At 47.4% G+C, this 25,253-nt stretch carries 27 protein-coding genes; 9 read left to right on the forward strand and 18 right to left on the reverse strand.

The window, feature by feature from the left end; genetic code table 11:
* Window positions 1–39: 39 nt before the first annotated feature.
* Window positions 40–762 carry a DUF4386 domain-containing protein gene (locus tag KNP03_RS08015; RefSeq protein ID WP_214827874.1) on the forward strand — a complete coding sequence of 241 codons (723 nt, stop codon included), beginning with the start codon at window positions 40–42 and terminating at the stop codon, window positions 760–762.
* On the opposite strand, the gene KNP03_RS08020 is transcribed toward KNP03_RS08015, so the two are convergent.
* The 4 genes from KNP03_RS08020 to KNP03_RS08035 all read right to left on the reverse strand — a co-directional run bounded on the left by KNP03_RS08020 (window position 733) and on the right by KNP03_RS08035 (window position 3,103).
* Entirely contained in the window at window positions 733–1,326 is a 594-nt protein-coding gene (locus KNP03_RS08020) for a Crp/Fnr family transcriptional regulator (RefSeq protein ID WP_214827879.1), read from the reverse strand. The genes KNP03_RS08015 and KNP03_RS08020 overlap by 30 nt on opposite strands.
* A gap of 110 nt (window positions 1,327–1,436) precedes the next feature.
* On the reverse strand, window positions 1,437–2,024 hold the full coding sequence (locus KNP03_RS08025) for an SCO family protein (RefSeq protein ID WP_214827881.1): 588 nt from the start codon (window positions 2,022–2,024) through the stop codon (window positions 1,437–1,439).
* Between the two features lie 4 nt (window positions 2,025–2,028).
* On the reverse strand, window positions 2,029–2,442 hold the full coding sequence (locus KNP03_RS08030; RefSeq protein ID WP_214827890.1) for a disulfide oxidoreductase: 414 nt from the start codon (window positions 2,440–2,442) through the stop codon (window positions 2,029–2,031).
* Window position 2,443: 1 nt separating this feature from the next.
* On the reverse strand, window positions 2,444–3,103 hold the full coding sequence (locus tag KNP03_RS08035; RefSeq protein WP_214827893.1) for a DsbA family protein: 660 nt from the start codon (window positions 3,101–3,103) through the stop codon (window positions 2,444–2,446).
* A 121-nt stretch (window positions 3,104–3,224) separates the two neighbouring features.
* Between KNP03_RS08035 and KNP03_RS08040 the strand changes: the two genes are divergently transcribed.
* The gene (locus KNP03_RS08040) at window positions 3,225–4,814 is read left to right on the forward strand and encodes a diguanylate cyclase domain-containing protein (protein ID WP_214827912.1); all 1,590 of its coding nucleotides are present in this window, start codon (window positions 3,225–3,227) and stop codon (window positions 4,812–4,814) included.
* A 49-nt stretch (window positions 4,815–4,863) separates the two neighbouring features.
* Here KNP03_RS08040 and KNP03_RS08045 read toward each other — a convergent pair whose 3' ends face one another.
* The 3 genes from KNP03_RS08045 to KNP03_RS08055 form a co-directional block, all read right to left on the reverse strand.
* Window positions 4,864–5,547, reverse strand: coding sequence for a DUF6241 domain-containing protein (locus KNP03_RS08045; protein WP_214827922.1), 684 nt, complete (start codon window positions 5,545–5,547; stop codon window positions 4,864–4,866).
* A gap of 146 nt (window positions 5,548–5,693) precedes the next feature.
* Window positions 5,694–6,968 carry a 2-oxoglutarate dehydrogenase complex dihydrolipoyllysine-residue succinyltransferase gene (odhB, locus tag KNP03_RS08050; RefSeq protein ID WP_214827928.1) on the reverse strand — a complete coding sequence of 425 codons (1,275 nt, stop codon included), beginning with the start codon at window positions 6,966–6,968 and terminating at the stop codon, window positions 5,694–5,696.
* A gap of 18 nt (window positions 6,969–6,986) precedes the next feature.
* Entirely contained in the window at window positions 6,987–9,842 is a 2,856-nt protein-coding gene (locus KNP03_RS08055; RefSeq protein ID WP_214827931.1) for a 2-oxoglutarate dehydrogenase E1 component, read from the reverse strand.
* A 333-nt stretch (window positions 9,843–10,175) separates the two neighbouring features.
* Here KNP03_RS08055 and KNP03_RS08060 point away from each other — a divergent pair, with 333 nt between their 5' ends.
* Both KNP03_RS08060 and KNP03_RS08065 read left to right on the forward strand, forming a co-directional pair.
* Window positions 10,176–11,108: an ABC transporter ATP-binding protein gene (locus KNP03_RS08060; RefSeq protein ID WP_214827933.1), complete on the forward strand. Its 933-nt coding sequence runs from the start codon at window positions 10,176–10,178 to the stop codon at window positions 11,106–11,108.
* Window positions 11,086–11,823: an ABC transporter permease gene (locus tag KNP03_RS08065; protein ID WP_214827936.1), complete on the forward strand. Its 738-nt coding sequence runs from the start codon at window positions 11,086–11,088 to the stop codon at window positions 11,821–11,823. The genes KNP03_RS08060 and KNP03_RS08065 overlap by 23 nt, the downstream gene beginning before the upstream one ends.
* A 43-nt stretch (window positions 11,824–11,866) precedes the next feature.
* Here the strand turns inward: KNP03_RS08065 and KNP03_RS08070 are convergent, their stop codons facing one another.
* Complete coding sequence (locus tag KNP03_RS08070) at window positions 11,867–12,646, reverse strand: sulfite exporter TauE/SafE family protein (RefSeq protein ID WP_214827939.1); 780 nt, start codon at window positions 12,644–12,646, stop codon at window positions 11,867–11,869.
* A 40-nt stretch (window positions 12,647–12,686) separates the two neighbouring features.
* Window positions 12,687–13,058, reverse strand: coding sequence for a rhodanese-like domain-containing protein (locus KNP03_RS08075; protein ID WP_214827942.1), 372 nt, complete (start codon window positions 13,056–13,058; stop codon window positions 12,687–12,689).
* A gap of 115 nt (window positions 13,059–13,173) precedes the next feature.
* Between KNP03_RS08075 and KNP03_RS08080 the strand changes: the two genes are divergently transcribed.
* From KNP03_RS08080 to KNP03_RS08090, 3 genes are all read left to right on the forward strand, one after another.
* On the forward strand, window positions 13,174–13,470 hold the full coding sequence (locus tag KNP03_RS08080; RefSeq protein WP_214827943.1) for a rhodanese-like domain-containing protein: 297 nt from the start codon (window positions 13,174–13,176) through the stop codon (window positions 13,468–13,470).
* Window positions 13,471–13,522: 52 nt separating this feature from the next.
* Window positions 13,523–14,923, forward strand: a complete 1,401-nt coding sequence (locus KNP03_RS08085) for an MBL fold metallo-hydrolase (protein WP_214827944.1) — start codon at window positions 13,523–13,525, stop codon at window positions 14,921–14,923.
* Window positions 14,924–14,986: 63 nt separating this feature from the next.
* Window positions 14,987–16,108 carry a TlpA family protein disulfide reductase gene (locus KNP03_RS08090; protein ID WP_214827949.1) on the forward strand — a complete coding sequence of 374 codons (1,122 nt, stop codon included), beginning with the start codon at window positions 14,987–14,989 and terminating at the stop codon, window positions 16,106–16,108.
* Between the two features lie 35 nt (window positions 16,109–16,143).
* On the opposite strand, the gene nfsA is transcribed toward KNP03_RS08090, so the two are convergent.
* Entirely contained in the window at window positions 16,144–16,893 is a 750-nt protein-coding gene (gene nfsA, locus KNP03_RS08095; RefSeq protein ID WP_214827951.1) for an oxygen-insensitive NADPH nitroreductase, read from the reverse strand.
* Between the two features lie 170 nt (window positions 16,894–17,063).
* Here nfsA and KNP03_RS08100 point away from each other — a divergent pair, with 170 nt between their 5' ends.
* Window positions 17,064–17,957: a DNA/RNA non-specific endonuclease gene (locus KNP03_RS08100; RefSeq protein ID WP_214827955.1), complete on the forward strand. Its 894-nt coding sequence runs from the start codon at window positions 17,064–17,066 to the stop codon at window positions 17,955–17,957.
* Window positions 17,958–18,164: 207 nt separating this feature from the next.
* Here KNP03_RS08100 and KNP03_RS08105 read toward each other — a convergent pair whose 3' ends face one another.
* From KNP03_RS08105 to KNP03_RS08130, 6 genes are all read right to left on the reverse strand, one after another.
* Window positions 18,165–18,860, reverse strand: coding sequence for an SDR family NAD(P)-dependent oxidoreductase (locus KNP03_RS08105; RefSeq protein ID WP_214827958.1), 696 nt, complete (start codon window positions 18,858–18,860; stop codon window positions 18,165–18,167).
* A 45-nt stretch (window positions 18,861–18,905) separates the two neighbouring features.
* A complete protein-coding gene (locus KNP03_RS08110) occupies window positions 18,906–19,346 on the reverse strand; it encodes a nuclear transport factor 2 family protein (protein ID WP_214827961.1) in 441 nt (146 codons plus the stop codon).
* A gap of 13 nt (window positions 19,347–19,359) precedes the next feature.
* Window positions 19,360–20,277: an alpha/beta hydrolase gene (locus KNP03_RS08115; protein ID WP_214827965.1), complete on the reverse strand. Its 918-nt coding sequence runs from the start codon at window positions 20,275–20,277 to the stop codon at window positions 19,360–19,362.
* Between the two features lie 87 nt (window positions 20,278–20,364).
* Entirely contained in the window at window positions 20,365–21,261 is an 897-nt protein-coding gene (locus KNP03_RS08120; RefSeq protein ID WP_214827968.1) for a helix-turn-helix transcriptional regulator, read from the reverse strand.
* Window positions 21,262–21,416: 155 nt separating this feature from the next.
* Window positions 21,417–22,886 carry a catalase gene (locus KNP03_RS08125; protein ID WP_214827970.1) on the reverse strand — a complete coding sequence of 490 codons (1,470 nt, stop codon included), beginning with the start codon at window positions 22,884–22,886 and terminating at the stop codon, window positions 21,417–21,419.
* Window positions 22,887–22,970: 84 nt separating this feature from the next.
* On the reverse strand, window positions 22,971–23,567 hold the full coding sequence (locus KNP03_RS08130; RefSeq protein ID WP_214827973.1) for a DUF2238 domain-containing protein: 597 nt from the start codon (window positions 23,565–23,567) through the stop codon (window positions 22,971–22,973).
* Between the two features lie 155 nt (window positions 23,568–23,722).
* On the opposite strand from KNP03_RS08130, the gene KNP03_RS08135 reads away from it, so the two are divergent.
* Window positions 23,723–24,136, forward strand: a complete 414-nt coding sequence (locus KNP03_RS08135) for a VOC family protein (RefSeq protein WP_214827976.1) — start codon at window positions 23,723–23,725, stop codon at window positions 24,134–24,136.
* Window positions 24,137–24,179: 43 nt separating this feature from the next.
* Here KNP03_RS08135 and KNP03_RS08140 read toward each other — a convergent pair whose 3' ends face one another.
* Both KNP03_RS08140 and rsfS read right to left on the reverse strand, forming a co-directional pair.
* Complete coding sequence (locus tag KNP03_RS08140) at window positions 24,180–24,905, reverse strand: class I SAM-dependent DNA methyltransferase (protein ID WP_047795583.1); 726 nt, start codon at window positions 24,903–24,905, stop codon at window positions 24,180–24,182.
* Entirely contained in the window at window positions 24,905–25,252 is a 348-nt protein-coding gene (gene rsfS, locus KNP03_RS08145; protein ID WP_214827979.1) for a ribosome silencing factor, read from the reverse strand. Before rsfS ends, KNP03_RS08140 begins: the two co-directional genes overlap by 1 nt.
* Between the last annotated feature and the right edge of the window lies 1 nt (window position 25,253).

A 25,253-nucleotide genomic window follows, 5' to 3' on the forward strand; every position in this document is an offset into this window, starting at 1 on the left:
ATACAGTGAACTTACCATCATATTGAGGAGGTTCATTGTATGAACAGCACAACAGGGTACACCACGCAGCAGAAAGCAGCCGTCTTTTCAGGAGTCGCTTTACTCATCATGACCGTTGCCGCATTTTTTGCGCAGGGTTATGTTCACAGTTCATTGGTCGTCGAGGGCGATGCCACAACAACGCTCTCGAACATTCAGGCGAATCTCACCCTTTTTAGACTCGAGCTCTTCGGCTGGTCCCTTATCGTCTTGCTTGACTTGATCGTGGCATGGGGATTTTATTTATTCCTGAAGCCGTACCGACCAGGTTATGCACTGCTGGCTGGCGGACTTCGAGTCTTTTACACTGTCATCCTGGCCATTGCCGTCTACCATCTCTTGAATGTCGACCAAGTGATCCGTTCATCTGATGGATCAGCCGAGCAAGTGATGCGTTCCCTCACTGCGTTTGAACGGACATGGTCCTTCGGCTTGATTCTGTTCGGGCTTCACCTTATAGCAGTCGGACTCGCCGCGTTCGGAACGACACGTATTCCAAAAATCATCGCTGCTCTCCTCGTCCTAGCCGGGGTCAGCTATTCCCTCATTCATTTTCTATACGGCTTCTTCCCGCAACTGGCGGACTTGACCGCACGACTTGAACTCGTCCTGATTGCCCCGATGTTTATCGGTGAATTGGCGTTCGGGATCTGGTTACTCGTGAAAGGAAGAAAGGTGGACGACACGTTCCCACTACTCCACAATTCTGAGGTGACGGGCTGAACGTTTCTTGATTCGGCTTAAGGACTCTGGCGTGATCCCAAGGTAGCTCGCGAGCTGATACTGCGGTACCCGATCGATCAGACCCGGTCGCTTTTCCATTAACGTCTGATAGCGTTCTTCAGGGGAAGAGGCAATGAATGAGGAAAAGTCATCCCGCATCACCCCCATGTCTTCTTGAATCATCTGACGCGTCATCGTCTCAAGCACCGGATTCATCTCATACTGCTCTTGTTCCGTCGCTAACTCTCCGACGATGAGCGTACAGTCTTCTAGACAGCTGAGAGAATACGGGGACAGTCCGTCGGATGTATGCTGGGTGAAGACCGTGATGCTCTGTTCTTCCGTGAAGAAGTTGGTCGTATGCTCATTCCCGTCCTCATCGACAGCAAATTGCCGGATACATCCTTCCAGTACAAAATAACATTGATTGGGAAGGTCGCCTTGGTGTAACAGGACGGTCCCTTTCCGAAAAGAAGCGACCGGCACATCGGCAGTCAATCGACGTAATTCCGACTCGCTCAAATCGGAAAAACGCTTCATATACTCGATTAAAACATCTTTCATGAGATTCACTCCTTATTCGAAGCACGTTGTCCTATCCTCCTAGTATATCAGTTTTGTTCGAGACAAGAGACCCGGATCATAGGTATCCCCCTTTGACCCGGGTCTCTCTTTTATGACTGCTGTAAGATTTTGATATCGTTCACGATGTCTTCCATCGGAACGTTTTGGAACCCTTGATAAGCTTTCATGATTTTCCCGTCTTTTCCGACCAAATAGAAGTATGTGCCGTGATCGACTTGTGTCCCTTCATCCGGTTTAAAGACGTACGCTTTAAAGTTATCTTTTGCGAACGCCTCGATCTCCTCCTGGGTATATCCCGTCAAGAAGTTCCAATCTGCTTTTGATAAATCGTACCCTTCCATGAACGCCTTCATCTTGTCCGGTGTATCCACTGTCGGGTCGACACTGAACGAGACGAATTGTACGCCTTCGACCCCTTCTGTCTCGAGGGCTTCATTCAATTTCGACATGTTATATGTCATCGGCGGACAGATGGTCTCACAATTTGTGAAAACGAAATCGGCCATCCAGACTTGTCCTTTCAAGTCATCGAGACTGACCATTTCCTCATCTTGATTCATATATTCGAACGGCTCGATTTCCCAATTGAGCGGGTCTTCAATTTCCTGCCCGCAACCTGCCAGTACAAAAAAGAGTGCCGTCACGCCAATCAACCACCATCTCTTCAATCGTGTCATCTCCTTATCGCTTTTTTACGTTCCACAAGAGTACCGTGATCAGTGTGAACGCGGTCAAGGCGAGGAACGGGATGGTCACGAATCCGAGCCAATTGATATATTGCGCACTGCAAGGAACTCCTTGGACACATGGCTTGATGTCTGCAAAACCTGGCACTTTCTGAACCAAGTAATGGTAAAGTGAGATGAAACCGCCTATGATAGTAAGCGGTAACACATATTTTTTAACCGTCCGGTCATCTGTGAACACAGCAATCCCGAGAATAATCGAGAGCGGATACATAAAGATGCGTTGAATCCAACACAACTCACAAGGGACGAAGCCTCTGATTTCACTGAAATAAAGACTGCCCAGCGTCGCTGTCAATGCGACGAGCCATGCGAGATATAATCCGTATTTTTGAACCATTGATTTCATCTCACAAGTCCTGCTCAATCAATTGTTTGATCCGATCATAGTCAAACGGGTCTTCTAACATGACGCCATTGATCATAATCGATGGGGTGAACTGGACACCGCTTTCTTTCACGAGACCGTCGTCTATGCTGACGTTTTCCAGCACGGTCGAGTTCTCACCGAGGTCTGCTTCAAACTGCCCCAGGTCGACCGACGTTGTTTCGCTCGCAATTTCTTTTAATTTTTCAACCGTCACCCAGACTTCATCGTGTTGGACTTCTGGTTGCGCGGCATATAAGGCTTTGTGGAACGCCCAAAATGAATCGGGATCTTGTTTGTAGACCGACTCCGATGCAAGAGACGCCAAAATCGATTCCTGTCCATGGAACAATACGTTGATGTAGCTAAAACTAACGTCTTCGTTATCGAGATAATCCTCTTTCAATTGCGGATAAATCATTTCTCCCCACTGTTTGCAGGAAGGGCATTTGTAGTCACCAAACTCGACGATGGATACTTTCGCGTTCGGGTCACCGAGCGTCGGTTGTCCTGCAATGGAGACATGGTCACCCCGATCAACCGTCTGTTCTTTTTCATTCGATTGATTCACCAAAAAGAAAACGACGGCGATAAGCGCGACCACCCCAACGGTGAACACGACCAGTAATTGATTTTTGTTCATTTTCTTCACCTCTATCTTTAGTCGATTCGCCTTTCATTATAGCGGAATCCCAAACTTCTGCGATGAAATCGACTCTTTTTTCACAATTCAGCTCATCGCATGCCCGTCAGGAGGTAACCCTATGAAATCCTTTACGATGCGTCTCGGACTCATCTTAGCACTCAGCATCGCTACGCTCGTATTTTTATTGACCCTCACCTTGACTTATCTCATCAGTCAACGCTCGGCCGATTCGCTTGAACAGGAAATCGGGGAGCAGCTCTCGACCACCTCTCATCAATTGGTCGATAAACTCGATTTCTATATGTGGTCCCGATATAAAGAAGTCCAATTGCTCCAGGGACTCGACTGGAAAGAGCAGGCAGACACGCGACGCCTCCTCGACCAAGTCCAGTCCAACATCCCTGCGTTCTCCTGGATCGGGGTGACGGACTCAGACGGTGAAGTGACCGCATCCACGAACGGGATTTTAGAAGGGGTGTCCATCGCCAAACGCCCCGTCTATCAAGAAGCCAAAAACGGTCCGTTCATCGGGGATGTACATGAGGCCGTGCTGCTCGCTGAACTGTTGCCAAATCCAACCGGCGAGCCGCTTCAATTTGTCGATATCAGTGTCCCGCTCATGCAAAACGGCGAATTTCAAGGTGTACTCGCCACGCATTTGAGTTGGGAATGGGGAGAAGAAGTGCTGGACCACTTCAATCGAACCCTCCATGATCAGGCCGACCATACCGATTTATTCGTCGTATCCGAGCGTGACAATACGGTCTTATTAGGACCTGACGACATGGTCGGTAAACCGCTCCCTGTCGTGTTAGAAGAAGGGGCATCCGTGAGAGAATGGTCGGATGGCGCGCAATATCTGACAGGCATGGCCGTCGGGGAAGGGTACGACGATTACCCCGGACTCGGTTGGCGTGTCGTCGTTCGGCAACCGACAACCGTGGCGTTCGCCCCTGTCGCCACACTCGAACAAACCATTCTTTGGATCGGGATATTGGCGTCCATCGTGACAGCGATTCTCGGTTGGTTCCTCGCCTCGGTCATCACACGACCACTCAAACGGATCACAGAGACGGCCGCCTTGATGGAGCAAGGGAAAGCGAATAAATTTCCACATCAGTCGGGGATCCAAGAGATTGAATCCCTCGCTTTCGCACTCGAATCACTCGTCACGTCCCTTACACACTCCGAGTCAAAGCGTGTCCATTTCGAAGCGCTGGCGAATCGTGACGCGCTGACAGGACTTGCAAACCGTGTAGCCTTACGAGAATATTTAAATCGTCTCCACTCCTCAAAAGACCCGTACATATTCTTTTACATCGACCTCGATGGATTTAAGGCGGTCAATGATACGTACGGTCATGCGGTAGGAGACGAGTTATTGATTGAGGTGGCACAACGTCTTCGCGCAATCGATGTCGAAAAGAGTTTCCCTGTCCGTTTGAGCGGAGACGAGTTTTTCCTCTTGTTCCCGCGGAGTGAACGAACGCAACAGGAGATTCGGCAAATCGGGACTTCCATCATCGATACGTTGTCTGAATCCGTCACTTTAGACATCGCCACTGTCACTGTCGGAGCAAGCATCGGTGCGGCAACATGGATTCCGCCAGAACCCCCTCACCTCGCCATCGAACAGGCGGACCATGCCTTGTATCGTTCAAAAACAAACGGGAAACAACGGCTTTCATTCCATGAATCGTTTGAATGACTTCCCATGTCCATATAAAAAGGAGTTCAGCACGAACTCCTTTTTTGTTTTATTGTTCTGTTTCCTCATTCTCATCTTCCTGTTGCTCTCGTTCCTTTTCCGGCATCGGTTCCAAGTCCATTGTATACACGTATTCCGCTCCAAAGTTATTCAAGATGAACAACTCCTCTTCCGCACGCGTCGCCAATCCGTCCGAGAATCCGATTACGGCATACATCTCCTCTAAAAGAACATCTTGTTCCTGATCGATTTCGTCAAAAATTGCCTGTTCCCATCTTTCGATGATTCGTCCCAATTGAAGATAGTCTTCCTGCTTGATTTTATTTTTATCATGGAGTAACTCCAAATAGTCGCGAACCGCTTTCAGATTGTCGTGCGTCATCGGGATGGCCCCTGCTTTTTCCGTCGCCAGGATTTTTTGATGTGTCATCAGATGCATCGCCTCTACGAGATTCCCTTTGGTCAATTTTTTCGCATCGTCAAAGACGAGTCCTGTCGTCTCTTGCGGATTAATGCGTCGCGTCACATTTTGACGATGTCCAAATGGGTCTTCCTCTTTTATAATGTCAATCAATTCGAGGGCGCGCGCATATTCTTCTTCCGTCAACTGTTCCCGGTCGAGCTCATTTTCGTTTGGTCCCATCCAATGCGTATAAAGCACATATGTAGCTCCCGTCACGAGCAAGACCACTACGAAAAGACCCACCCACCGAAGCCAACCTTTCTGTTTCATTCTGTCATCACGACCTTTATATAGTTTTCTTTTATTTAGAATAACATATATACCCATCATAAAATTCCATATAAAGGTTTTTATGTACTACCCTTAACAAAAAAGCACCCGCCCCCTTGAATGGGAACGAGTGCTTGGCTTTCGATTTAAGCTTCGAACAACAACTGTTCTGGGTCTTCAATCATTTCTTTGATGTGTTTGAGGAATGTTACAGCCTCACGTCCATCGACGATGCGATGGTCATAGGAGAGGGCAACATACATCATCGGGCGGTTTTCCATCGTATCTGCATCGATGGCGACCGGACGGAGTTGAATCGAGTGCATCCCGAGAATCGCAACTTGTGGTCCGTTCAAGATTGGTGTCGAGAGGAGTGAACCGAACACGCCACCGTTTGTGATCGTGAACGTTCCACCTGTAAGGTCGCTCAACCCAAGCTTGTTGTTACGGGCCTTGTCCGCTAGGTGGAGGATATCTTTCTCGATTTCGCCGAAGTTTTTACGATCCGCTTCACGGACGACCGGAACGACGAGTCCGTCTGGAGCCGATACGGCGATTCCGATGTCATAATATTTCTTCAAGACGATTTCATTCCCTTGAATCTCAGCGTTCAAGTATGGCATGCGTTTGAGTGCCGCTACCGCTGCTTTCGTGAAGAAGGACATGAAGCCGAGTTTGACGTCGTTGTCTTTCACGAACTTCTCTTGGCGACGTTTGCGAAGCGCCATCACGGCTGACATGTCGATTTCATTGAACGTCGTGAGCATCGCTGCCGTTTGTTGCACTTCGACGAGGCGGTTCGCAATCGTTTGACGACGACGCGTCATTTTGATGCGCTCTTCCTCTTTCCCGCTTGCTGCCGGTTGAGGCGCAGGTGCTGATGCGGCCGGCTTTTGTTCTTTCACAGCCGGTTTGTCTTCATGTTTTGAAACGTCGTGGACGTTGATGCGTCCCATCGGATCGTTCGTTTGAACGGCAGATAAGTCGATTCCTTTTTCACGAGCAAGCTTCCGTGCCGCCGGCGTTGCGATTGGGCCTTTGCCTGGGCTCGCGACGTGCTCTTCACGCTTCTCGACTTTCTTGCCTTCTTCGACTGACTCGGTCTTTTTCTCAGCCGGTGCCTCTGTCTTCGTTTCAGCAGCCGTTTCGGTCTTCGCTTTCGTTGCGACAGCTGTACCGCCGCCAGACCCTGAACCAAGACGGGCGATGACTTCGCCCACTTGCACCGTGTCCCCTTCTCCTGCCAGCTGTTCTTCTAACACACCCGCTTCATCTGCCGGTACTTCGATATTGACTTTGTCCGTCTCCAGTTCGACGATGGCTTCCCCTTTTTCAACTTGGTCGCCTGGCTGTTTGAGCCATGACGCGACCGTTCCTTCCGTAATGGACTCTGCTAATTCCGGTACTTTGATTTCGATCACAACGAGTTCCCCCTTAACTTATTTACGATCTTTTTGGTATGTGCTCGTGCCTGCTCCACTCGAGACAACGTCACGAGATAAAGCATCACGGATGATGCGTGCTTGTTCTTGTTTGTGTGCGGTCGGGTTTCCTTCTGCCGGACTTGAGCGGCGGCGGCGACCGATGTAACGAACATCGAGACGTTTCGTCGTGACCGCTTCGAGACGCGGTTCGATATAAGTCCACGCGCCCATGTTCTTCGGCTCTTCCTGAACCCAGACAATCTCACGTGCGTTCGGGTAACGGCTGATAATATCGCGAATCTCACGTACCGGGAACGGATAGATTTCTTCTACACGGACGATATGAAGGAAGTCGAGTGATTCTTCAGACTTCCCGACTGCATCTGCCAAGTCGATGGCCATCTTACCAGAACAGAAAACGAGTCGTTCTACTTTTGATGGATCTTCCCCAAGACCCGGTTGCTCGATGATCGGTTTGAAGTGTCCGTCTGTCAACTCGTCAACCGATGAAGCGGCGAGAGGATGACGGAGAAGACTCTTCGGTGTCATGATGATCATCGGGCGAATTTCTTCTCTATCGAGCATTTGCGCTTGGCGACGTAAGATGTGGAAGTATTGAGCTGCCGTCGACAGGTTTGCGACCGTCCAGTTCTTCTCCCCTGCGAGCGTCAAGTAACGCTCCATGCGTGCACTCGAATGTTCAGGTCCCTGACCTTCATAACCGTGTGGCAAGAGCATGACGAGACCTGACTTTTGACCCCACTTCGCTCGGCCCGCTGAGATGAATTGGTCGAACATGACTTGTGCCGAGTTGGCAAAGTCTCCGTATTGTGCTTCCCATAACACGAGTGTGTCTTGTGCAAATACATTATACCCATACTCAAATCCAAGGACTGACCCTTCAGAGAGGGGGCTGTTGTATACCGAGAAGGAAGCTTTCGCCGTAGAGAGCTGATGAAGTGGCGAGAACTTTTTCCCAGACTCGACATCGTTGAGCATGATATTACGTTGTGCGAACGTACCGCGCTCGGAATCCTGACCGCTCAACCGGATTGGTGTGCCATCTGAGAGGATCGATGCGAAAGCAAGCGTTTCGGCGTGACCCCAGTCCACTTTTCCGCCTTCTCCGAATGCTTCACGGCGACGGTCCAGTACTTTTTGGAGTTTATGGAAGACTCCGAACCCTTCCGGCCAATCCAATAACTCATTATTCAGCTGGGTCAGGAAGTCCCGTTCAACTGCCGTGTCGACTTGAGGGAATCCTTTATGAACGGCTTCCGGTAAGACGATATCCGAATCCTCTTCCTCCGAAGGAACGAGGTCACGTGCCGCCTTGAGTTCTTCCTCAATGGACTGCTCGATTTTCGCCTTCTCTTCTTTCGACATCACGCCTTCTTCTTCGAGCTTAGCGGCATACACGTGACGAACCGACTGATGTCCTTTGATTGCTTTATAAAGAATCGGGTTCGTGTTCATCGGCTCATCCATCTCGTTATGCCCATAGCGGCGATAACCAATCAAGTCGACGAGAATATCTTTATGGAACTTGGCGCGGTATTCACTGATCAATTTTGCAACCGCGATACATGCTTCCGGGTCATCCGCGTTAACGTGGAACACTGGGATTTCGTACCCTTTGGCGATGTCACTCGCATAACGCGTCGAACGCGAGTCGTTCGGGTCTGTCGTGAACCCGATCGTGTTGTTGGCGATGACATGTACCGTCCCACCAGTTCGATACCCGTTCAAATTCGTCATGTTGAGTGTCTCCGCGACAATTCCTTGTCCCGGGAAAGCCGCATCCCCGTGAATGAGAATCGATGCCGCTTTATCATCATGCTGGGTTGCCGTTCCTTTTTCAGAACGATCATCTTGTGCGGCACGCGTGTATCCTTCGACGACGGATCCGACGAACTCGAGGTGACTCGGGTTGTTCGCCAAGTTGATCCGGACTTCTTTATGTTCTTCGAGCATTCTCCGGTCGAGTCCGAGGTGATATTTCACATCGCCTGACCAACCGAAGTTGATGCCGATCGATCCTTCCGAAGGGATCAATTCCTTGTTCGGTGCATGCTGGAATTCAGCAAAGATCATCTCGTACGGTTTACCGAGAACGTGAGCCAGGACGTTCAGGCGTCCACGGTGTGCCATTCCGATGTTGATATGTTCTGAACCGCTAGAGATGAGCCCGTTGACCATCGAATCAAGGAGCGGTACCATGGCGTCCAGTCCTTCAATTGAGAAGCGTTTTTGACCGACGTACGTCTTGTGAAGAAACGACTCGAACAATTCTGTTTCTGCCAAACGTTCGAACAGCTCGATTTTTTCTTGTTTAGAGAACTTCGCTTTTAGCGCCCCTTGCTCGACACGGCGACGAATCCATTTCTTTTCTTCCATGTCGTCCAAGTGACGAAGCTCGATTGCGACGGTGCCTGTATAGACGTCAAGCAAATGACGGAACAATTCAAGAGCGTTTGCCCCTTGCTTCGGCACGTCTTCTGTCAATAAGTGTGCCGGGATCTGTTTTAGATCATCCTCTGTCAACTCGTATCGTGACAGTTCGAACAACTCTTGTTCGCGTGGGTGATCCTTGAGCGGGTAAATGTCTGCCGCTTTATGACCGAAGGCACGGATATCGTTGACGAGGCGTGTGGCCGCGACCACCTTTTCCAAATTAAATCCCGGCTCTACTGCACCCGACGTGACTGGCGTTGCCGATTCAGGTGCCCCGTTCTCGTCAAAATAGCGACGCGTCTCCTCATCTACTGATGTCGGGTCCTCTAAGTATTGTTCGTACAGTTCAATGATGTAGCCTAAGTTAGGACCATAAAATGCTTGTGATTGCTCGTGACCGTTCGACGACTCTCCCATTGAATAAATCCCCCTATCCATTCCGATGCGTCCGACCTGTGAACGCTTTCATTTTAACATGTAGCCTGAAGCAGTTCACCTTTCTCCGTAGGCGGTGAACGAAACCAATTCTTGCCTCTTACGCTCAACTTCATACTACACCTTTCCTTCACGAAAGACCCTTACAAATTCACAATTCGTCCATACTATTTCAATAAGTTTTGCTTATCAACAATTTGTGTCATCCCTCATTTCTTTCACCCGTTTCAAATTAAAGTGAAACCTTATTTCAAGCTGTGTCGTAATAGAAGTGTCGAGCATCAGAAAATCTATTAAAGAAAGCAAGGTGACTACATGTTATCCGTACAGAACGTCCATAAGAAAATGGGAAAAACAACGGTACTTACGAACGTCAGCTTTGAAGTCGTCCCGGGAGAAATTTTCGGGTTCCTCGGTCCAAACGGTGCCGGTAAAACCACGACAATTCGAATTATCACCGGTCTAATGCCTGCCACACACGGAAAAGTGACCGTTGATGGATTTGATGTTGCCACGGACCGGCAGGAAGCGCTCAGTCGCATCGGGGCGATTGTCGAAAATCCGGCCTTCTATCCGTACATGTCCGGTCGAGAAAACCTGATCCACGCGATGAACCTGATTCCTCATTTAAAAAATGTCGATTTAAATGCCCTCGGTGCCCTCGTCGGTCTCGACGGCAAGCTCGATATGAAAGTGAAGCAATATTCGCTCGGGATGAAGCAACGTCTCGGAATCGCCCGCGCCCTGTTGCACAATCCGAAAGTATTGATTCTGGACGAACCGACAAACGGTCTCGACCCGGCCGGAATCGCCGACCTCAGAAACTACTTACGCCATCTCGCCGACCACCGGGGGATCGCTATTTTGATTTCGAGTCATCTCCTGAGTGAAATGGAGCTGATCACCGACCGGTTCGCCATCATCGACCAAGGTCAGATCAAATCGGTCCAAGATGGAGAAACTCGTGCGGAAAGCGTCATTTTATGTAAGGTCGACCGCTCACAGATGAACGAAGCGCTCGATGTTGCAGCACTTGCGTTTGATGATGTAAAAATCATTCAACAGTCTGCCGAGACGTTCGTCGTCCCGCGTCCGGAGTCCGATATCCCGCGACTAATTAAACAACTCGTCGACCGGGACATTCAGATCTACCAAATCGGAATGAAGCACGAATCGCTTGAAGAACAGTTCTTAAAATTAACGAAAAAAGAAGGAGGATCCAACAATGCGTTCATTACTCAGCAATGAATGGATGAAATGGCGTCGAACAATCAAACCGTACATCGCCCTCGCCATGTACTTCGCGGTCATCTTACTGACCTATATCATCATGATCAGTGGTGACGGTTCGCCTGAAGCGGCTGATTTCTTTAACTACGGCACGATGGCCGCGATTGCCTTTTTAGGAATCTTCACCATCGTCTTCACTGCCGAGATGATCGGGAACGAACTGAAATTCGATACACTGAAACATCTATTGATGAGCCCCTATTCGCGGGACCGAATTTTATTATCGAAATTACTCATGTCGACCTTTGTCATGTTCGCCCAATTCTTCTTCATTTTAATCGTCGCGTTCGCCTTCTCGCTTACATTGGACGGTTCGGTCACATGGGAAGTTCTTCGAACCACGCTCCTCAGTGTGACTGGTCCCATCTTTATCATCTTCCTGACCCTGATGTTCTCGGTCGTGTTCAAATCGGTCGGTGTCGTCATCGGTTTCACTGTCCTGGCAAACTTTGTATCCGGTATGATTGGGGGACTATTGATTGCGTGGAAGCCTGAAATCGCCAAGTGGGTCGTTTTCCTTCATACCGATTTGTCGGTTTATTTCCAAGAACCGAACATCATGGAAATGATGGACGTGACAATCTGGTTCTCAATCTTTTATGTCCTTCTTCACATCATCGCCTTTTATGTCATCACGGCCTTCATGTTCCGAAGTAAAACATTTGCAGAATAAATACAAAAAACACGAAAGGAGCAAACGCTCCTTTCGTGTTTTTTTATGAAATCAAGTCGCTCCAAATCTTGACCGTACTTGCCAAGATGAGTAACGCCAAAATCCATTGAAGTGCTTTCGTATGCATATTTTTTCCGACATTTGCGCCAATCGGTGCCGCAATCAAACTTGCGACGATCATGATGATGGCAGGTTCCCAGACGATTTGGTCTGTGATGATCTTACCGAACGTCGAACCGATTGAAGAGATGAAGGTAATCGCAAGTGAACTCGCAATTGCCATTTTCGTCGGGATACGTAAAACAACGAGCATGATCGGCATCAAAATAAACGCCCCAGCCGCTCCGACGATCCCCGCTGCTACACCGACCGTGAAGGCGGCCCCGGCTGCAATCAGTTTGTTGAACTGAACTTGATCCAGCGGGAGGTCATCGACTTGTGGTTTAGGCAAGAACATCATAATCGTCGCAATCGTTGCAAGAACGGCGTACACGACGTTGATGGTCGTTTCAGACAACAATGTCGATCCGTAACCACCGATGAAGCTTCCGATCAAGATTGATACACCCATGTATAAAATCAATTGTTTATTTAAGTATCCACCTTTACGGTAAGCGTAAATCCCGCCGATTGTCGCAAAGAAGACCTGAATTGCACTGATACCCGATACTTCGTGGGCACTGAAGGCTGCAAATCCGAGAAGTGGCGGAATGTACAACAACATCGGATATTTGATGATGGAACCTCCGATTCCGACCATCCCTGAAATAAATGACCCAATGAAACCAATCAAAAAGATTGTGATGATAAAACTTAACTCCATGTAAACTCCTCCATTTTTCTCCGTATCATTTCTTTCTTCCTTATCTCGCTTCCCAGGCGATCATGCCACCGGACACATCATAAATCTCGGTGTACCCTGCGTCTTTCAATAAAGAGGCTGCTTGTGCGCTTCGATTCCCACTTCGACAAATCACGTAGATCGGTTCATCTTTCTCGTAGGGTAAATCTGTCGCATCTAATGAAGAAAGTGGTGCATTCACCGCTCCTTCGATATGCCCCCCCTCGTATTCGTCGGGTTCCCGGACATCCAGTAACGTTATTTCCTCGTTTTCCAATTTGTTTTGTAGTGTTTCTACGTTAATTTTCGTTATTTCATTGTTTTCCGATGTAAATACAATGACAAAAATAGCAGAAACGACTAAAACGCCTAATAACAAGGTGATTTTCTTCACTTTATCCCCTCCAATTCTTTTTACTTGCGTTCATTATACCTTAGGGGGTATATTAAAGCCAACGAAACATTCTCGTTGCCAAAAACCTAAGACATGAAAAGGAGATCAAAGACTCATGAAGACTATTACTACGACTGAATTAGAATCGTTACTCAAAGCGGACGGATCGCTCAACTTAATCGATGTACGCGAGCGTGATGAATACGCTGGAGGTCACATCAAAGAAGCAAAAAACGTACCACTTTCTGAATTCGGTGCAAAAGTCGATGAGCTCGATCGCTCGAAACCAATTCACGTCATCTGCGCAGCAGGTGGACGCAGCATGAACGCATCAGCTTACCTTGACTCACTCGGATTCGACGTCATCAACGTTGATGGCGGTATGATGAGCTGGCAAGGCGAAGTGGAATAATTCAATTCACAACAAATTACTTTACGTCAATAAATTTTTAGGGGGATTTCACATGTTATTACGTTATTTTTACGATGAGAAATTAGCACAGGCATCTTATATGGTAGGTTGCCAAATGACGGGAGAAGCGGTTGTCATCGACCCTGCCCGTAACATTGAACCATACCTTAAAGAAGCAGAAAAAGAAGGCATGAAGATTGTCGCGACTGCTGAAACGCATATCCACGCAGACTTCGTTTCGGGCTCACTCGAGCTTGCGAAGCGTACAGGCTCAAAAGCCTATTTGTCTGACGAAGGAGACGCTTCTTGGAAGTACGCATTTGCGAAAGAAATCGACTCACAACTCGTCAAAGATGGCGATACGTTTAAAGTCGGGAACGTCACACTTGAAGTCATGCACACGCCAGGTCACACACCAGAACACATTTCGTTCTTACTATATGACCGCAACCAGACACAACCGATGGGGATCTTCACAGGAGACTTCGTCTTCGTCGGTGATATCGGTCGCCCGGACCTTCTTGAAGAAGCAGCTGGCGTGAAAGGAACGACGGCAATCGGTGCGGAGCAAATGTTCGACTCACTCAAGAAATTCATGGCGCTTCCTGACTTCGTTCAAGTATGGCCAGGTCATGGTGCAGGTAGCGCATGCGGAAAAGCGTTAGGCGCGGTTCCAACTTCAACAGTCGGTTATGAGAAAGCGACAAACTGGGCGCTTCAAATGACAGACAAAGATGCGTTCATCAAAGAGTTGACAACGGACCAACCAGAGCCACCGAACTACTTCGCAATGATGAAAAAAGTCAACAAAGAAGGCATTCAAGTAACGACAGAAATCACTCGTCCTGAAGTGGTCGGGTCAGACCGTCTCGATACACTCGTCGAAGACACACAAGTCGTCGACACGCGTAAAGGCGATGATTTCGCGAACGGTCACGTTCCAGGAACAATCAACATCCCTTACAACAATAAATTTGTGACATGGGCTGGCTGGCTCGTAAACTTCGACAAAGATATCACGGTGATCGCTAGTGCCGATCAGGTCGACCAAATTCAAACAGACCTTCAATCAATCGGTCTCGACCGCCTTCGCTTCGTCGTCCCTGTCGAAGAACTCGGCCAAGAGTTGTTGACAGAGACATACACGGACGTTACGGCAGAACAAGCGATTGAAGCTGCTGAAAAAGGCGAAGTGTTCGTCCTCGACGTACGAAACAAGACAGAGTGGAACGCTAGCCATTACGAAAAAGCAGAACGCATCCTGCTCGGCAAGCTTGCGCGTGAGCACGAGAGTCTCCCGACTGACCAAACGATTGCAGTGCACTGTGCTTCAGGAGTGCGTTCGCGCATGGCAGTAAGTGTCCTTCAATCACTTGGTTATAAGGATATCCAAAACATCCTCGGTGGCTATTCTGCAATGAAGACTGTTCTCAATGCTGAACAAATCGGCTAATGCTATACTGTAAATAAAAAAGGCGCCCATGAACTTGGGCGCCTTTTCTCTAGGAGGGATGATGTGGTCTCGCTTGGTCCACTCACGATTCGAATCGATTTACTCTTGTTCATGGGTACATTATTGATTCTTTATATCGGCTTAAAATGGTTCGGCTTGTCGAACAAACAACGTGATGCCATCCTTGGTACATGGTTTACTGGATTTCTCGTATGGAAAGCGAGCGCAATCCTCATCGGCCTGTTGTCGACCGGGGACTTCCGGTTGGCGTTGTTCGCGACAGGCGGCATCTGGTCGCTACTGATTGCGGCTAGCGTGGTGACTTGGCTCGTCTACCTCCTTTCTCCAAATCTTCGCGGGTATTGGGTGTTCACGGCGCTCACCATATGGCTTGCCGTTACAGTGGCCATCCCGACATACGGGGCATTTTTATCGTTCCCCTCTCAACCGGTTCATTTATGGAGCGCCGGTTTGATCCTCTTCTTGATTGGATTGACCTGGCGTTGGATACATCACCCCACGTTCGGGGCTATCTGTTGGACTGCTGTCGGGGCGTTCGGGATCTGGCTCATGAAATCTTACGCGATCGGAACGCCGTCATGGTGGTGGCTCCTGTTGTGGGGTGGCTTGTTCGGTCTCGCACTATATGTTTCAAAACCTTCCCGGAAAGTAATCCAATGGGCAGCAGGCATCGCAGTCATTTTCGCCGTCATCAACGCGGTTCTCCCCCAGGACACCGGTTCAGTCGCGCAACAGACTGAGACCTCTACTGGATTGAATATCGGCCAGACGCCGCCCCCGTTCGAACTTCAGCGGACGGATGGCAGCACGGTAAGCTTGGAATCATTACGCGGTCAACGGGTCGTGGTTAATTTTTGGGCATCCTGGTGTCCTCCGTGTCAGGCGGAAATGCCGGATATGGCGAACTTTGCGCAGGACCGGGAAGATGTCACCATCGTCGCAATCAATACGACAACGAGCGAGCGTCAACCTGACGACGCGAAGGCGTTTGTTTCCCCGTATGAGGACGACTTTCTCGTCGTCTACGATGTTGACGGGACCGTTGGGGACGCCTATCGGATTCAGGTGATGCCGACGACGTATGTATTGGACGAAACAGGAGTCATCATCGCAAAACAATTCGGTGCGATTGACCGCTCATGGTTAAATCTTCATCTAAACTAAAATAAACAAACCGCCTGCTTTTGCAGGCGGTTTGTTTATTGCTTCAAGAATCCTTGGGCCTTCAAGAAGTCTTTCACATCCAAACGAATCGATTTAGAAAGCATACGTCCCATCTGGCCCGTCCATGTATCAAACCGACGATTCGAACCGCGAACCAGATAGTATTCGTGGATGGCATCATCATACGCTGTCAATGACTGTTTGATCCGGTCAGGATTCGCATCATACGTGTTCTCATGATAAATATGATTATATGGCAACCGCGGTTTTTGAACTTCAACATGCGCCGGTACCCCGACGGCCATCCCGAAAAGTGGAATGACTCGTTCCGGGAGCTCTAACAGTTCTTTGACTGCAAACAGATTGTTGCGAATGCCGCCAATATAGCAAATCCCGAGACCCATCGACTCAGCCGCCACTGCTGCGTTTTGTGAGGCGAGAGCCGCATCGATGACGGCCACAAGTAACTTCTCATCCGTCTCGAGCGTTTTTTGAACCGCTTCTTCGTGTAGCTCCCCAATCAGTTCATGGCGATGAAAGTCGGCACAGAAGACGAAAAAGTGACCGTTCTCCACGACATAAGCCTGATTTCCCGCAATCTCGGACAGTTGCTGTTTCTTTTGCAGGTCTGTCACTCCGATAATGGAGTAGGCTTGGATGAAACTGGACGTCGAGGCACGTTGAGCACTCTCAACGATGGTTCGGATTTGTTCATCTGTTAATTTCTCGTCCGTGAAGTCCCGGACGGAACGGTGGTTCAATAATGTCTCAATCACTTCGTTCATACGTTCTTCCCCCTTTTTTTCAATCTTGGCACAAGCTTTCTGAATCCACAAATGAGAGGAATCCATCGGGCACATTTTGAAGGGGGACGCTCACATCTTGTTTTCTTATGCTATCATTATAATTTACATAGTAAATAAGACAGCGTAACTTCGAATAAGGAGCGAGATAGATGAAAAGAATACCATTTTACATTCCATTCCTGCTTGGGGTACTGCTCCTCTCAGGTTGTACGGATGCCGATGTGAGCGTCCCGACGTCGACTGAAGAAACCGTCGAAGAGGAACAGACACAAGAAGAACAGACAACCGAGACGCTTTCACCTGAACAGGAAGAAGATTTATTTGAAGGCTATACACAAATCGAGGTCGATGGCGGTGATCAGTCCGGAACACGTGAAGCGAATGTCGTCGTCGATATCGGCTTCGGCGACCGTGAGTACTGGGCGTTCACGAACGAGCATGGTCAATTGATTCGTGTCATTGCCGACGAAATCACGCTTCAAGACGATAAGACCGAAGACGTTAATTCGTCAGGACGCTATTACTCAGACGAAGCGAAAGTCCCAGGTGTCGAAGACCCGAATCTCGATGAAGGTCATATCATCGCCGATTCGCTCGGTGGTGTCTCGAACGCCTATAACATCACACCACAAAACAGTGCACTCAACCGCTACGGGGACCAGGCGTTCATGGAAGATGTCATTCGAAAGGCTGGCGGTGCGAAAGACTTTGAGGCCATCATTACCTATCCGAACACGACGACACAGATTCCTTCCCGCTACCAATATACGTATACCGTACGAGGCAATACGGTCACGGATACGTATGATAACGCGGACCCAGAAGAAGTGAACGAATCGCTCGATTTGACGGACGACTCTCCACCTGACGTGACGACGGAACCGGTCGAGGAGCGAGACTTATCCGATATCGACGTTGACGGAAACGGGCAAGTGACAATCAAAGAAGCTAAAAATGCCGGATTTGAGATGCCGATCACGCGTGACCATTGGTTGTATCAGTATATGGACGACCGTGACGGTGACGGGATGGTCGGTGAATAACGCTGATAGACGAGACGTTTCTCCATGAGAGGAACGTCTTTTTTGCATAAGAGCCCTCATAAATTTGCCCATATAAAAAACCGTAAAAGTCGAGTTTTCATGTACGACTTTTACGGGATAATTCAAGTGTAATTTTTTTATGACGTTTCTATCGTTAAGAGGGCGATTCATTCTGTTAGCTTCCTTTCTTTTTAAATCTATTGTACGTCAGAAAGGAATAATATTTTGATTGCGAACAAATTTTCCGTTTAGATGATCTTGCTGGGTTAACCAATAGATATCTTCAGCTGCTTCGAGAGGCGATTTTGGAGCATGATTTCCACCCATATCGGTTTGAACCCACCCTGGGCACAATGCATTGATGCAAATCGGTGTATGTTCTAAAGCTTTAGAAAGTTTGATTGTGACAATGTTTAAAGCTGCTTTTGACAAACTATAAGCAGGAGTATCTGCACTGATTGAAGTCAAGGAGCCAATACTACTTGAAACATTAATAATTCTACCGAAATGTTGACGTTTCATAATCGGAATTGTGGCATTGCTCATACGCCAAGCACCTAATGAGTTGACGTTGAGCGCATCGAGAACTTGATTCATATCCACGTTCAAAGGATTTTGCCATGGATCATAATGAACGCCTGCATTGTTAATCAAAATGTCAATCCGACCTAGATTTTGAATGACACTATCTATGCACGTTTCTACGCTTTGATCATCTGATATATCTAGCTGGAAAAAGTAAAGATTTGAATACATTCCAAGTGATTCGACAACTTGGCGTCCCTTCACTGCGTCTCTACTTGTTAATACGACTGTATAACCTTCTTCCAAAAATTTCTTCGAAGTAGCAAGACCGATTCCACGATTGGCTCCAGTGATCAGAACGACTTGATTGTGATACATGACGCACCTCCTTGAACAACAGAAACAGTTTTTCACATAATTAAATCAAGACTTCATACGTTCGATAGCCAATGTGGGAAGATTCGTATTTCCAGTTTGAAATTTATACCGAAACTTCATTCGTTCGATTTGAAGTACCTGATTTTCTGCACATATATCAAACTCATATGTCCCATACACAGACCATGTTTGCGGAGTCGCATCTTGAATATAGTGCGTTGCTGTTCCGTAACAAGTAACGTGAAAACCAGAATCAACTTTTGTGATGACAATATTTCCAATTTGATGATGTGTGGAATCAAATCCCGGCATCAAATTACTCCATGATTCTACTAACTGATTTGGAGTTAATTTAGACGGTGGTTGGTCTGACATCGATTCATAGTCAAGTGTAAATGGTGTCGTAAAGCATTTTTTTAATGTTTCCCATTCATGCGTATCTGTAGCCATAAATACTTCTGTAATTAATTGTTCCAATTCTTTCATAAATCTCACCGCCTTAATTCTTAAACTCTGACAAGTAATTGACAATATGTGAAACAGCGAAGTTCGTTTCTTCTTCCTGATCATAGAAATTAAATTGATGTTCCATTGGGTAAGCGATTTCTTTTTCAAGCCAAATCAACTGCTTGTCAACAGACGAAAGATTGTCATAAAAGTTTTTTGTATATTGAGGTAAAACACAACCATCGGAATGAATCATAATTGTAGGAACGGTAATTACTGACGCATAGGGCATTGGATCGAGTGTGAGCCACTCTTCCCATGTGGCTACAGCAAATTTATCATTCGACCATTCTTTAACTCCTCCTCGACTCGGATTTAAATAATAGTCATATTCTCCGAACATGGCTGCATCAGGATTCGTTGTCGAGATTGTTTCGATATATTCCATCACACCAGTTTCCTTGTAAGTTTTTAATGCACGTTGACCAGCTTCTCGTTTTTCTCTCACACCTTCTTCCCCACCATAAAAGAGTTTGACAGCTTCTGCATCATGCAGCCAACTTGCAGCTGTAGCGAGAGCTTTGATACGTGAATCAGTTGCCGTTGCCATCGCCGTGTACATCGCACCTGCACAGACGCCAAATGCATATAATTTGTTGGCATCGACCATATCAAGCGTCAATAAATATGAAACAGCATGTTTGATGTCTTCGACTTTTTTAGAAGGCTCTTCATAAAAACGAGGTTCTCCTTCCGATTCACCATAGTTTCGAAAATCGAATGCGAGTGCAATCATTCCTTCTTCACTAAATTTTTTTGCATATAGTCCTGCCATTTGTTCCTTTACAGTCGTCCAGCTACCTGATACCACAATGGTTGGGTAGCTTTTCCCTTCTTCAAAGTGATTAGGTAAATACAAGTCACCAACCAATGTTGAATCTTCTGACATAAACGAAATGCGCTTCTTCATAATCCATCACTCTCCCTTTCTTTATGAATCTAGTATAAAAAAATAGGAAAAAGATAGATTGCATTATATTGCGAAGTATTTTGTAAATTATTGAACCTGTGCTCGAAATTGTTTGGGTGTTAGCTGTTCATGCTGTTTGAATGTCCTTGAAAAATGACTTGTATCATTGAATCCTAGTTCGAGTGCAATGGAGGTAATAGAATCTGATGTTTCAGAGAGCAACCGCTTCGAGTAGTTTATTTTTTTACGAATAATGTATTGATAAGGAGTAACAGCGGTAAATTGTTTGAACTCTTTCAGAAAGTAAAATTTACTCATATTTACAAGGTCCGCAAGTTGTTCAATATGAATGGGTTCTGAAATATGATCATCAACATAGCTGTCTACAGTCCTGAAATCTACTTCACGAAAAGAGTCAGGAGAGCGTTCAGACTGTAAGGAATTATAGTTGGAGTAGTTACGAATGACGTGATTTGATATGAGAGCGACTATATGGTCGATATACCATGTGCCATTCTTAGTAGGTGAAATCACTTCTAAATAAAGAAGTTGAATTAATTTCAAAAGAATCGGATCTTTTAAACTGTAGTTGTTCAAAAAGAGTAACTTATCGGGTAAAGGACTACCGAAACTACGCTCCATTCGCTCTGGCGTGATTGTCACGATAATAAAATCACAAGGTACTTCAATGTTATGTGTGAATGGTGTAAAGGGAGGATTGAACCAAATGTCATCCGGTTGTACTTGTGATGAAAAAGTACCTTCTTCATCGATAACATTGATATCATATTTTTGTGTTAGTTCAAGAGCAAAATAGAAAGTAGGTGTTTCGACATGTTTTGGATAAAAGTAAGGAGAAGTCCCTTTCTCTAATAAAACACCTTCCCATCCTAATAATCTGCTTGATTGCTCAATGTGTAATGTATCACCACAAAATGAACGGTTATGGGTGTTCATGTCAAAGTATTCGATTAAAGTTTTCATGGATTTTCCCCTTTCATAGTGCATATCATTTTTTATTATATACCTGATTTACGAATGAAATAATTTTAGAACATCATCACTCTGTTTTTACAATTAATAAATAAAAAATGATATGCATACAAAAAAAACCGCGGTACGTGACCGCGGCTACTCGTTTAGTTCGACATTTGGTTCAAGAATGGTGCGAGATCAACGTTCAACTCGTTTGAGAGACGTTCCCCTAGTTCACGGTCCGCACGATAGAAGTTGCAGATCAAGAGGAGAACCGTCTTCTCATGACGAACTTCTTTGATGTGAGCGACGAGGTTGCGGATAAGCGCATCCTTCTCTTCTTGAGAATAACGGCGATACACTTCTCCGGCCTGACCGAAGTCGTTCGTCTTCTCAATCTTCTGACGACCTGTCACGCCTGTGATCGGTTGCGGCGTTTCGATGTAATCCGCATTCGGCTTCGGCGCGTCTTCATTGCGGTTCGGCTCGTAGTTGACTGGACTCGTCTGTTGCTTGAATGGCATCGCCCCGTCACGCTGGTTGTTCGCGACTTGAGCGAACGGGCAGTTGATCGGAAGTTGAAGGTAGTTCGGCCCGATGCGATGACGTTGTGTATCCGAATACGAGAAGAGGCGTCCTTGGAGCATCTTGTCTTCCGACGGCTGGATTCCTGGGACGAGAACACCTGGGTTGAAGCCGACAGATTCTGTTTCAGCGAAGAAGTTGTCGACGTTCTTGTTGAGGGTCATCGTTCCGACCAATTGATACGGGATGACGTCTTCGAACCAATCTTTCGTCGCATCGAGCGGGTCGAAGTCGAAGTTGTCCATGTCTGCCGGGTCTAAAATTTGTACATATAGATCCCATTCCGGATAATCTCCTTGCTCAATCGCGTTGAACAAGTCACGTGTCGCGTGGTTGAAGTCTTCCGCTTGAATCTTCGCGGCTTCTTCCATTGACAAGTTTTGAATGCCTTGCTTCGGTACCCAGCGCAACTTTATGTACACCGTGTTTCCGAATTCATTCACCCATTTGAAAGAGTGGACAGACGATCCGCGCATATGGCGATACGATGCTGGGATACCCTCGTCACTAAATAAATGAAGAAGCATGTTTGTCGATTCCGGTGTGAGCGACATGAAGTCGAAGAAGCGGTCCGGGTCTTGAAGGTTTGTTTGTGGATCCGGTTTGAGCGAGTGAATCACGTCCGGAAATTTAATTGCGTCACGGATAAAGAACACCGGCAAGTTGTTTCCGACGAAATCATAGTTCCCTTCTTCCGTATAAAACTTGACGGCGAAACCACGTGGGTCACGAAGCGTCTCTGGTGAACCTAAACCGTGGATGACGGTCGAGAAACGCGCAAACACTGGCGTCTCTTGCCCCTCTTCTTGCAAGAATGCGGCTTTCGTATATCGTTTCATACTATTTTTTACAGTGAAGACACCATGCGCCCCTGCCCCTCTCGCATGAACGACACGTTCTGGTACACGTTCACGATCGAAATGCGCTAATTTCTCAATTAGTTGGTAGTCTTCGAGAAGCGTCGGGCCCCGACGACCCGCAGTGATGGAGTTGGCGTTATCCCCGATTGGTACGCCTTGGTTAGTAGTTAGTTGACGGTGTTGATCCATATGATTGCCTCCCATTATTTATAATTATTACAATATTGATATTAATAAAACATTAGAATGATTACAAATAAAAAAGCTCGTGAATCACGAACTTTTTTTCATATGTCTTTTTTGTTTGGCTTTTTCACGTTGATGAAGCGTCACGACGAAGAACGCGGCAAGCACTCCACCGAGTGACCCGGCGATGATGTCGACCATCGTATCGTCGTTCCCATTCCCTTGCATCGTCGTGTTTAAGACGACGTCGGACGTGAATTCATACATCTCCCAAAGCGCCGCACCGGCCATGGAAAAGACGACGATATAGACGAATAAAAATCGTTTCGGGATTTCGATCCGAATGTCATCATCAAGTCGACTGAAGAAGTCGAATCCTAAAAATGCGAGAAAGATACCGCTCAAGAGGTGTAGGAACGTGTCCCACCAGCCATTCCCATACAATCCGACAATCGACCCTAAATACTGTGAGGCAAACAAGAACAGGATATATGCCACCTTCATCTTGCTATCGAGCTCTGTTTTAAACGTCTTTTCAATGAAAAACGGGATGAGACCAGAGATGATCCCGGCTCCCGCCACACTCGCATCGAACCAGGATTCTTCAATGATCGATGTCACGAGCATGACCGCCATGAACAAGACGAATCCGAATTCGAGGATACGCCCTTTCGTGAGCTTCATGATACTTCGCCTTCTTTCGTCTAATTTGTTCTCTATTAGCTTTATTCCCAAGTCTCAATTGTGTTCAACCACACAATCGAATTTAGTTGGACTCACTTGTTTTTTACGAACGTATGTTCTATAATAAATATTATGAATCCGAGGAGGAACTTGCTATGCCGATCAATCCGTATCTCAACTTTAACGGGAATTGCCGCGACGCCGTGAACTTCTATGCGGACGTATTCAACCATGCCGCTCCAGACATCATGACGTTCGGTGATCAACCTGGTCCAGACGGTCAACCGGTGCCAAGTGAAATGGCTGATCTCGTTCTGCATACCCGGCTATCGATTCACGGCTCATCGCTCATGTTTTCCGATGCGATGCCCGACGGACCGGTCACGTTCGGGGACAATGTCACACTCGCCGTCGTCACGGACGACCTCGATGCCATTCATCGCGAGTTCGAAGCGCTCTCTGTGAACGGCCGTGTCTTGATGCCGCTTCAAGAGACGTTTTGGAGCAAAGCGTATGGCATGATCGAAGATCAGTTCGGTGTCCAATGGCAGTTTAGCCACGAAGCGTAAGGACGACAAAAAATCCCCGATTCTTGACGAATCGGGGATTTGCTTATTTTTGGGCTACGAAGAAGATGCGCTCGGCATCCGCTCCCGGTGCATGTTCGGTGAAATCAGATGTGACCGATTTGACGTGGAACCCGGCACCAATCAACCATTGCATGTACTGCCCTGGTTCATATGTCCGTTGTTCATGTGTCTCCTCGATCCGTTCGTACGTCCCGTCTTCAAGCGCGACGAAGAACGTCAAATCGTGAACAACCGAGAGCGGTGCCTCTCCCGGGTCGGCAAACCAGATATACGAGCAATCTTCCCCGTTCGACGCGTACGTCTTTTGGTTGAAGAGCGTCTGCATCTTATTTGGCGCATGGACATCAAAGATGAACAGTCCGCCCGGTTTGAGTTGGTTGTAGACAGATTCGAACGTGTCGATCACATCTGCCTCATCCCGAAGGTAGCAGAGCGAGTCACAGAGAATCGTCACCGCGTCGACCGGTTCCGGCAGTTCCAACTCACGCATATCTTGTTCCCAAAGTGGCAACTCGATTTCTGCTTCAAGTGCCTTTTCTTGTGCGACTTCGAGCATCGACTCCGATAAGTCGATCCCCATCACGTCGTAATGTTCGGCGAGGCGAATCGTAGCCGATCCTGTCCCACATCCGACATCCGCGAGTGTCGCGCCATCTTGGACGTGACGACGCACGAAAGCGACCCACTCATCATACGGCGCGTCTTTCATCAACTCGTCGTATACATAGGCGAATCCTTCGTAAGCCATTAGCCGACTTCCACTTCAACGTGTGGAGCGTCCGCCCACAATTTTTCGAGGTTGTAATAGTCGCGGTCATCCCGGTGGAAGACATGAACGACTACGTTTTCAAGGTCTGCGAGTACCCAGCGTGCTGTATCGAGTCCTTCAAACTTATGAAGCGGCAGGTCGTGCTCACCCGCGACATCTTTGATTTCACGTGCGATCGCTTCGACTTGTTTTTCTGAGTTCCCGTGGCAGATAACGAAATAATCTGCGATCGGTGAGATTCCTTCCATGTCGAGGACGACAATATCTTCGGCGCGTTTATCATCCGCCGCTTTTACAATCAATTCTAATTCTTCTCTTGCAGTCATA

This window comes from Exiguobacterium algae (genome assembly GCF_018617875.1).
In the GTDB taxonomy this organism is placed as follows: Bacteria; Bacillota; Bacilli; order Exiguobacteriales; family Exiguobacteriaceae; genus Exiguobacterium; species Exiguobacterium algae.

What these genes read in the sequence shown, in the direction of transcription:
- KNP03_RS08120 (WP_214827968.1), bottom strand. Translation starts at nt 21,261, where the DNA reads ATGAAAACTTTAATCGAATACTTTGACATGAACACCCATAACCGTTCA.
- KNP03_RS08125 (WP_214827970.1), bottom strand. Translation starts at nt 22,886, where the DNA reads ATGGATCAACACCGTCAACTAACTACTAACCAAGGCGTACCAATCGGG.
- KNP03_RS08020 (WP_214827879.1), bottom strand. Translation starts at nt 1,326, where the DNA reads ATGAAAGATGTTTTAATCGAGTATATGAAGCGTTTTTCCGATTTGAGC.
- KNP03_RS08025 (WP_214827881.1), bottom strand. Translation starts at nt 2,024, where the DNA reads ATGACACGATTGAAGAGATGGTGGTTGATTGGCGTGACGGCACTCTTT.
- KNP03_RS08085 (WP_214827944.1), top strand. Translation starts at nt 13,523, where the DNA reads ATGTTATTACGTTATTTTTACGATGAGAAATTAGCACAGGCATCTTAT.
- KNP03_RS08115 (WP_214827965.1), bottom strand. Translation starts at nt 20,277, where the DNA reads ATGAAGAAGCGCATTTCGTTTATGTCAGAAGATTCAACATTGGTTGGT.
- KNP03_RS08030 (WP_214827890.1), bottom strand. Translation starts at nt 2,442, where the DNA reads ATGAAATCAATGGTTCAAAAATACGGATTATATCTCGCATGGCTCGTC.
- KNP03_RS08080 (WP_214827943.1), top strand. Translation starts at nt 13,174, where the DNA reads ATGAAGACTATTACTACGACTGAATTAGAATCGTTACTCAAAGCGGAC.
- KNP03_RS08130 (WP_214827973.1), bottom strand. Translation starts at nt 23,567, where the DNA reads ATGAAGCTCACGAAAGGGCGTATCCTCGAATTCGGATTCGTCTTGTTC.
- KNP03_RS08135 (WP_214827976.1), top strand. Translation starts at nt 23,723, where the DNA reads ATGCCGATCAATCCGTATCTCAACTTTAACGGGAATTGCCGCGACGCC.
- KNP03_RS08035 (WP_214827893.1), bottom strand. Translation starts at nt 3,103, where the DNA reads ATGAACAAAAATCAATTACTGGTCGTGTTCACCGTTGGGGTGGTCGCG.
- KNP03_RS08045 (WP_214827922.1), bottom strand. Translation starts at nt 5,547, where the DNA reads ATGAAACAGAAAGGTTGGCTTCGGTGGGTGGGTCTTTTCGTAGTGGTC.
- rsfS (WP_214827979.1), bottom strand. Translation starts at nt 25,252, where the DNA reads ATGACTGCAAGAGAAGAATTAGAATTGATTGTAAAAGCGGCGGATGAT.
- KNP03_RS08065 (WP_214827936.1), top strand. Translation starts at nt 11,086, where the DNA reads ATGCGTTCATTACTCAGCAATGAATGGATGAAATGGCGTCGAACAATC.
- KNP03_RS08040 (WP_214827912.1), top strand. Translation starts at nt 3,225, where the DNA reads ATGAAATCCTTTACGATGCGTCTCGGACTCATCTTAGCACTCAGCATC.
- KNP03_RS08105 (WP_214827958.1), bottom strand. Translation starts at nt 18,860, where the DNA reads ATGTATCACAATCAAGTCGTTCTGATCACTGGAGCCAATCGTGGAATC.
- KNP03_RS08055 (WP_214827931.1), bottom strand. Translation starts at nt 9,842, where the DNA reads ATGGGAGAGTCGTCGAACGGTCACGAGCAATCACAAGCATTTTATGGT.
- KNP03_RS08070 (WP_214827939.1), bottom strand. Translation starts at nt 12,646, where the DNA reads ATGGAGTTAAGTTTTATCATCACAATCTTTTTGATTGGTTTCATTGGG.
- nfsA (WP_214827951.1), bottom strand. Translation starts at nt 16,893, where the DNA reads ATGAACGAAGTGATTGAGACATTATTGAACCACCGTTCCGTCCGGGAC.
- KNP03_RS08060 (WP_214827933.1), top strand. Translation starts at nt 10,176, where the DNA reads ATGTTATCCGTACAGAACGTCCATAAGAAAATGGGAAAAACAACGGTA.
- KNP03_RS08140 (WP_047795583.1), bottom strand. Translation starts at nt 24,905, where the DNA reads ATGGCTTACGAAGGATTCGCCTATGTATACGACGAGTTGATGAAAGAC.
- KNP03_RS08015 (WP_214827874.1), top strand. Translation starts at nt 40, where the DNA reads ATGAACAGCACAACAGGGTACACCACGCAGCAGAAAGCAGCCGTCTTT.
- KNP03_RS08100 (WP_214827955.1), top strand. Translation starts at nt 17,064, where the DNA reads ATGAAAAGAATACCATTTTACATTCCATTCCTGCTTGGGGTACTGCTC.
- KNP03_RS08110 (WP_214827961.1), bottom strand. Translation starts at nt 19,346, where the DNA reads ATGAAAGAATTGGAACAATTAATTACAGAAGTATTTATGGCTACAGAT.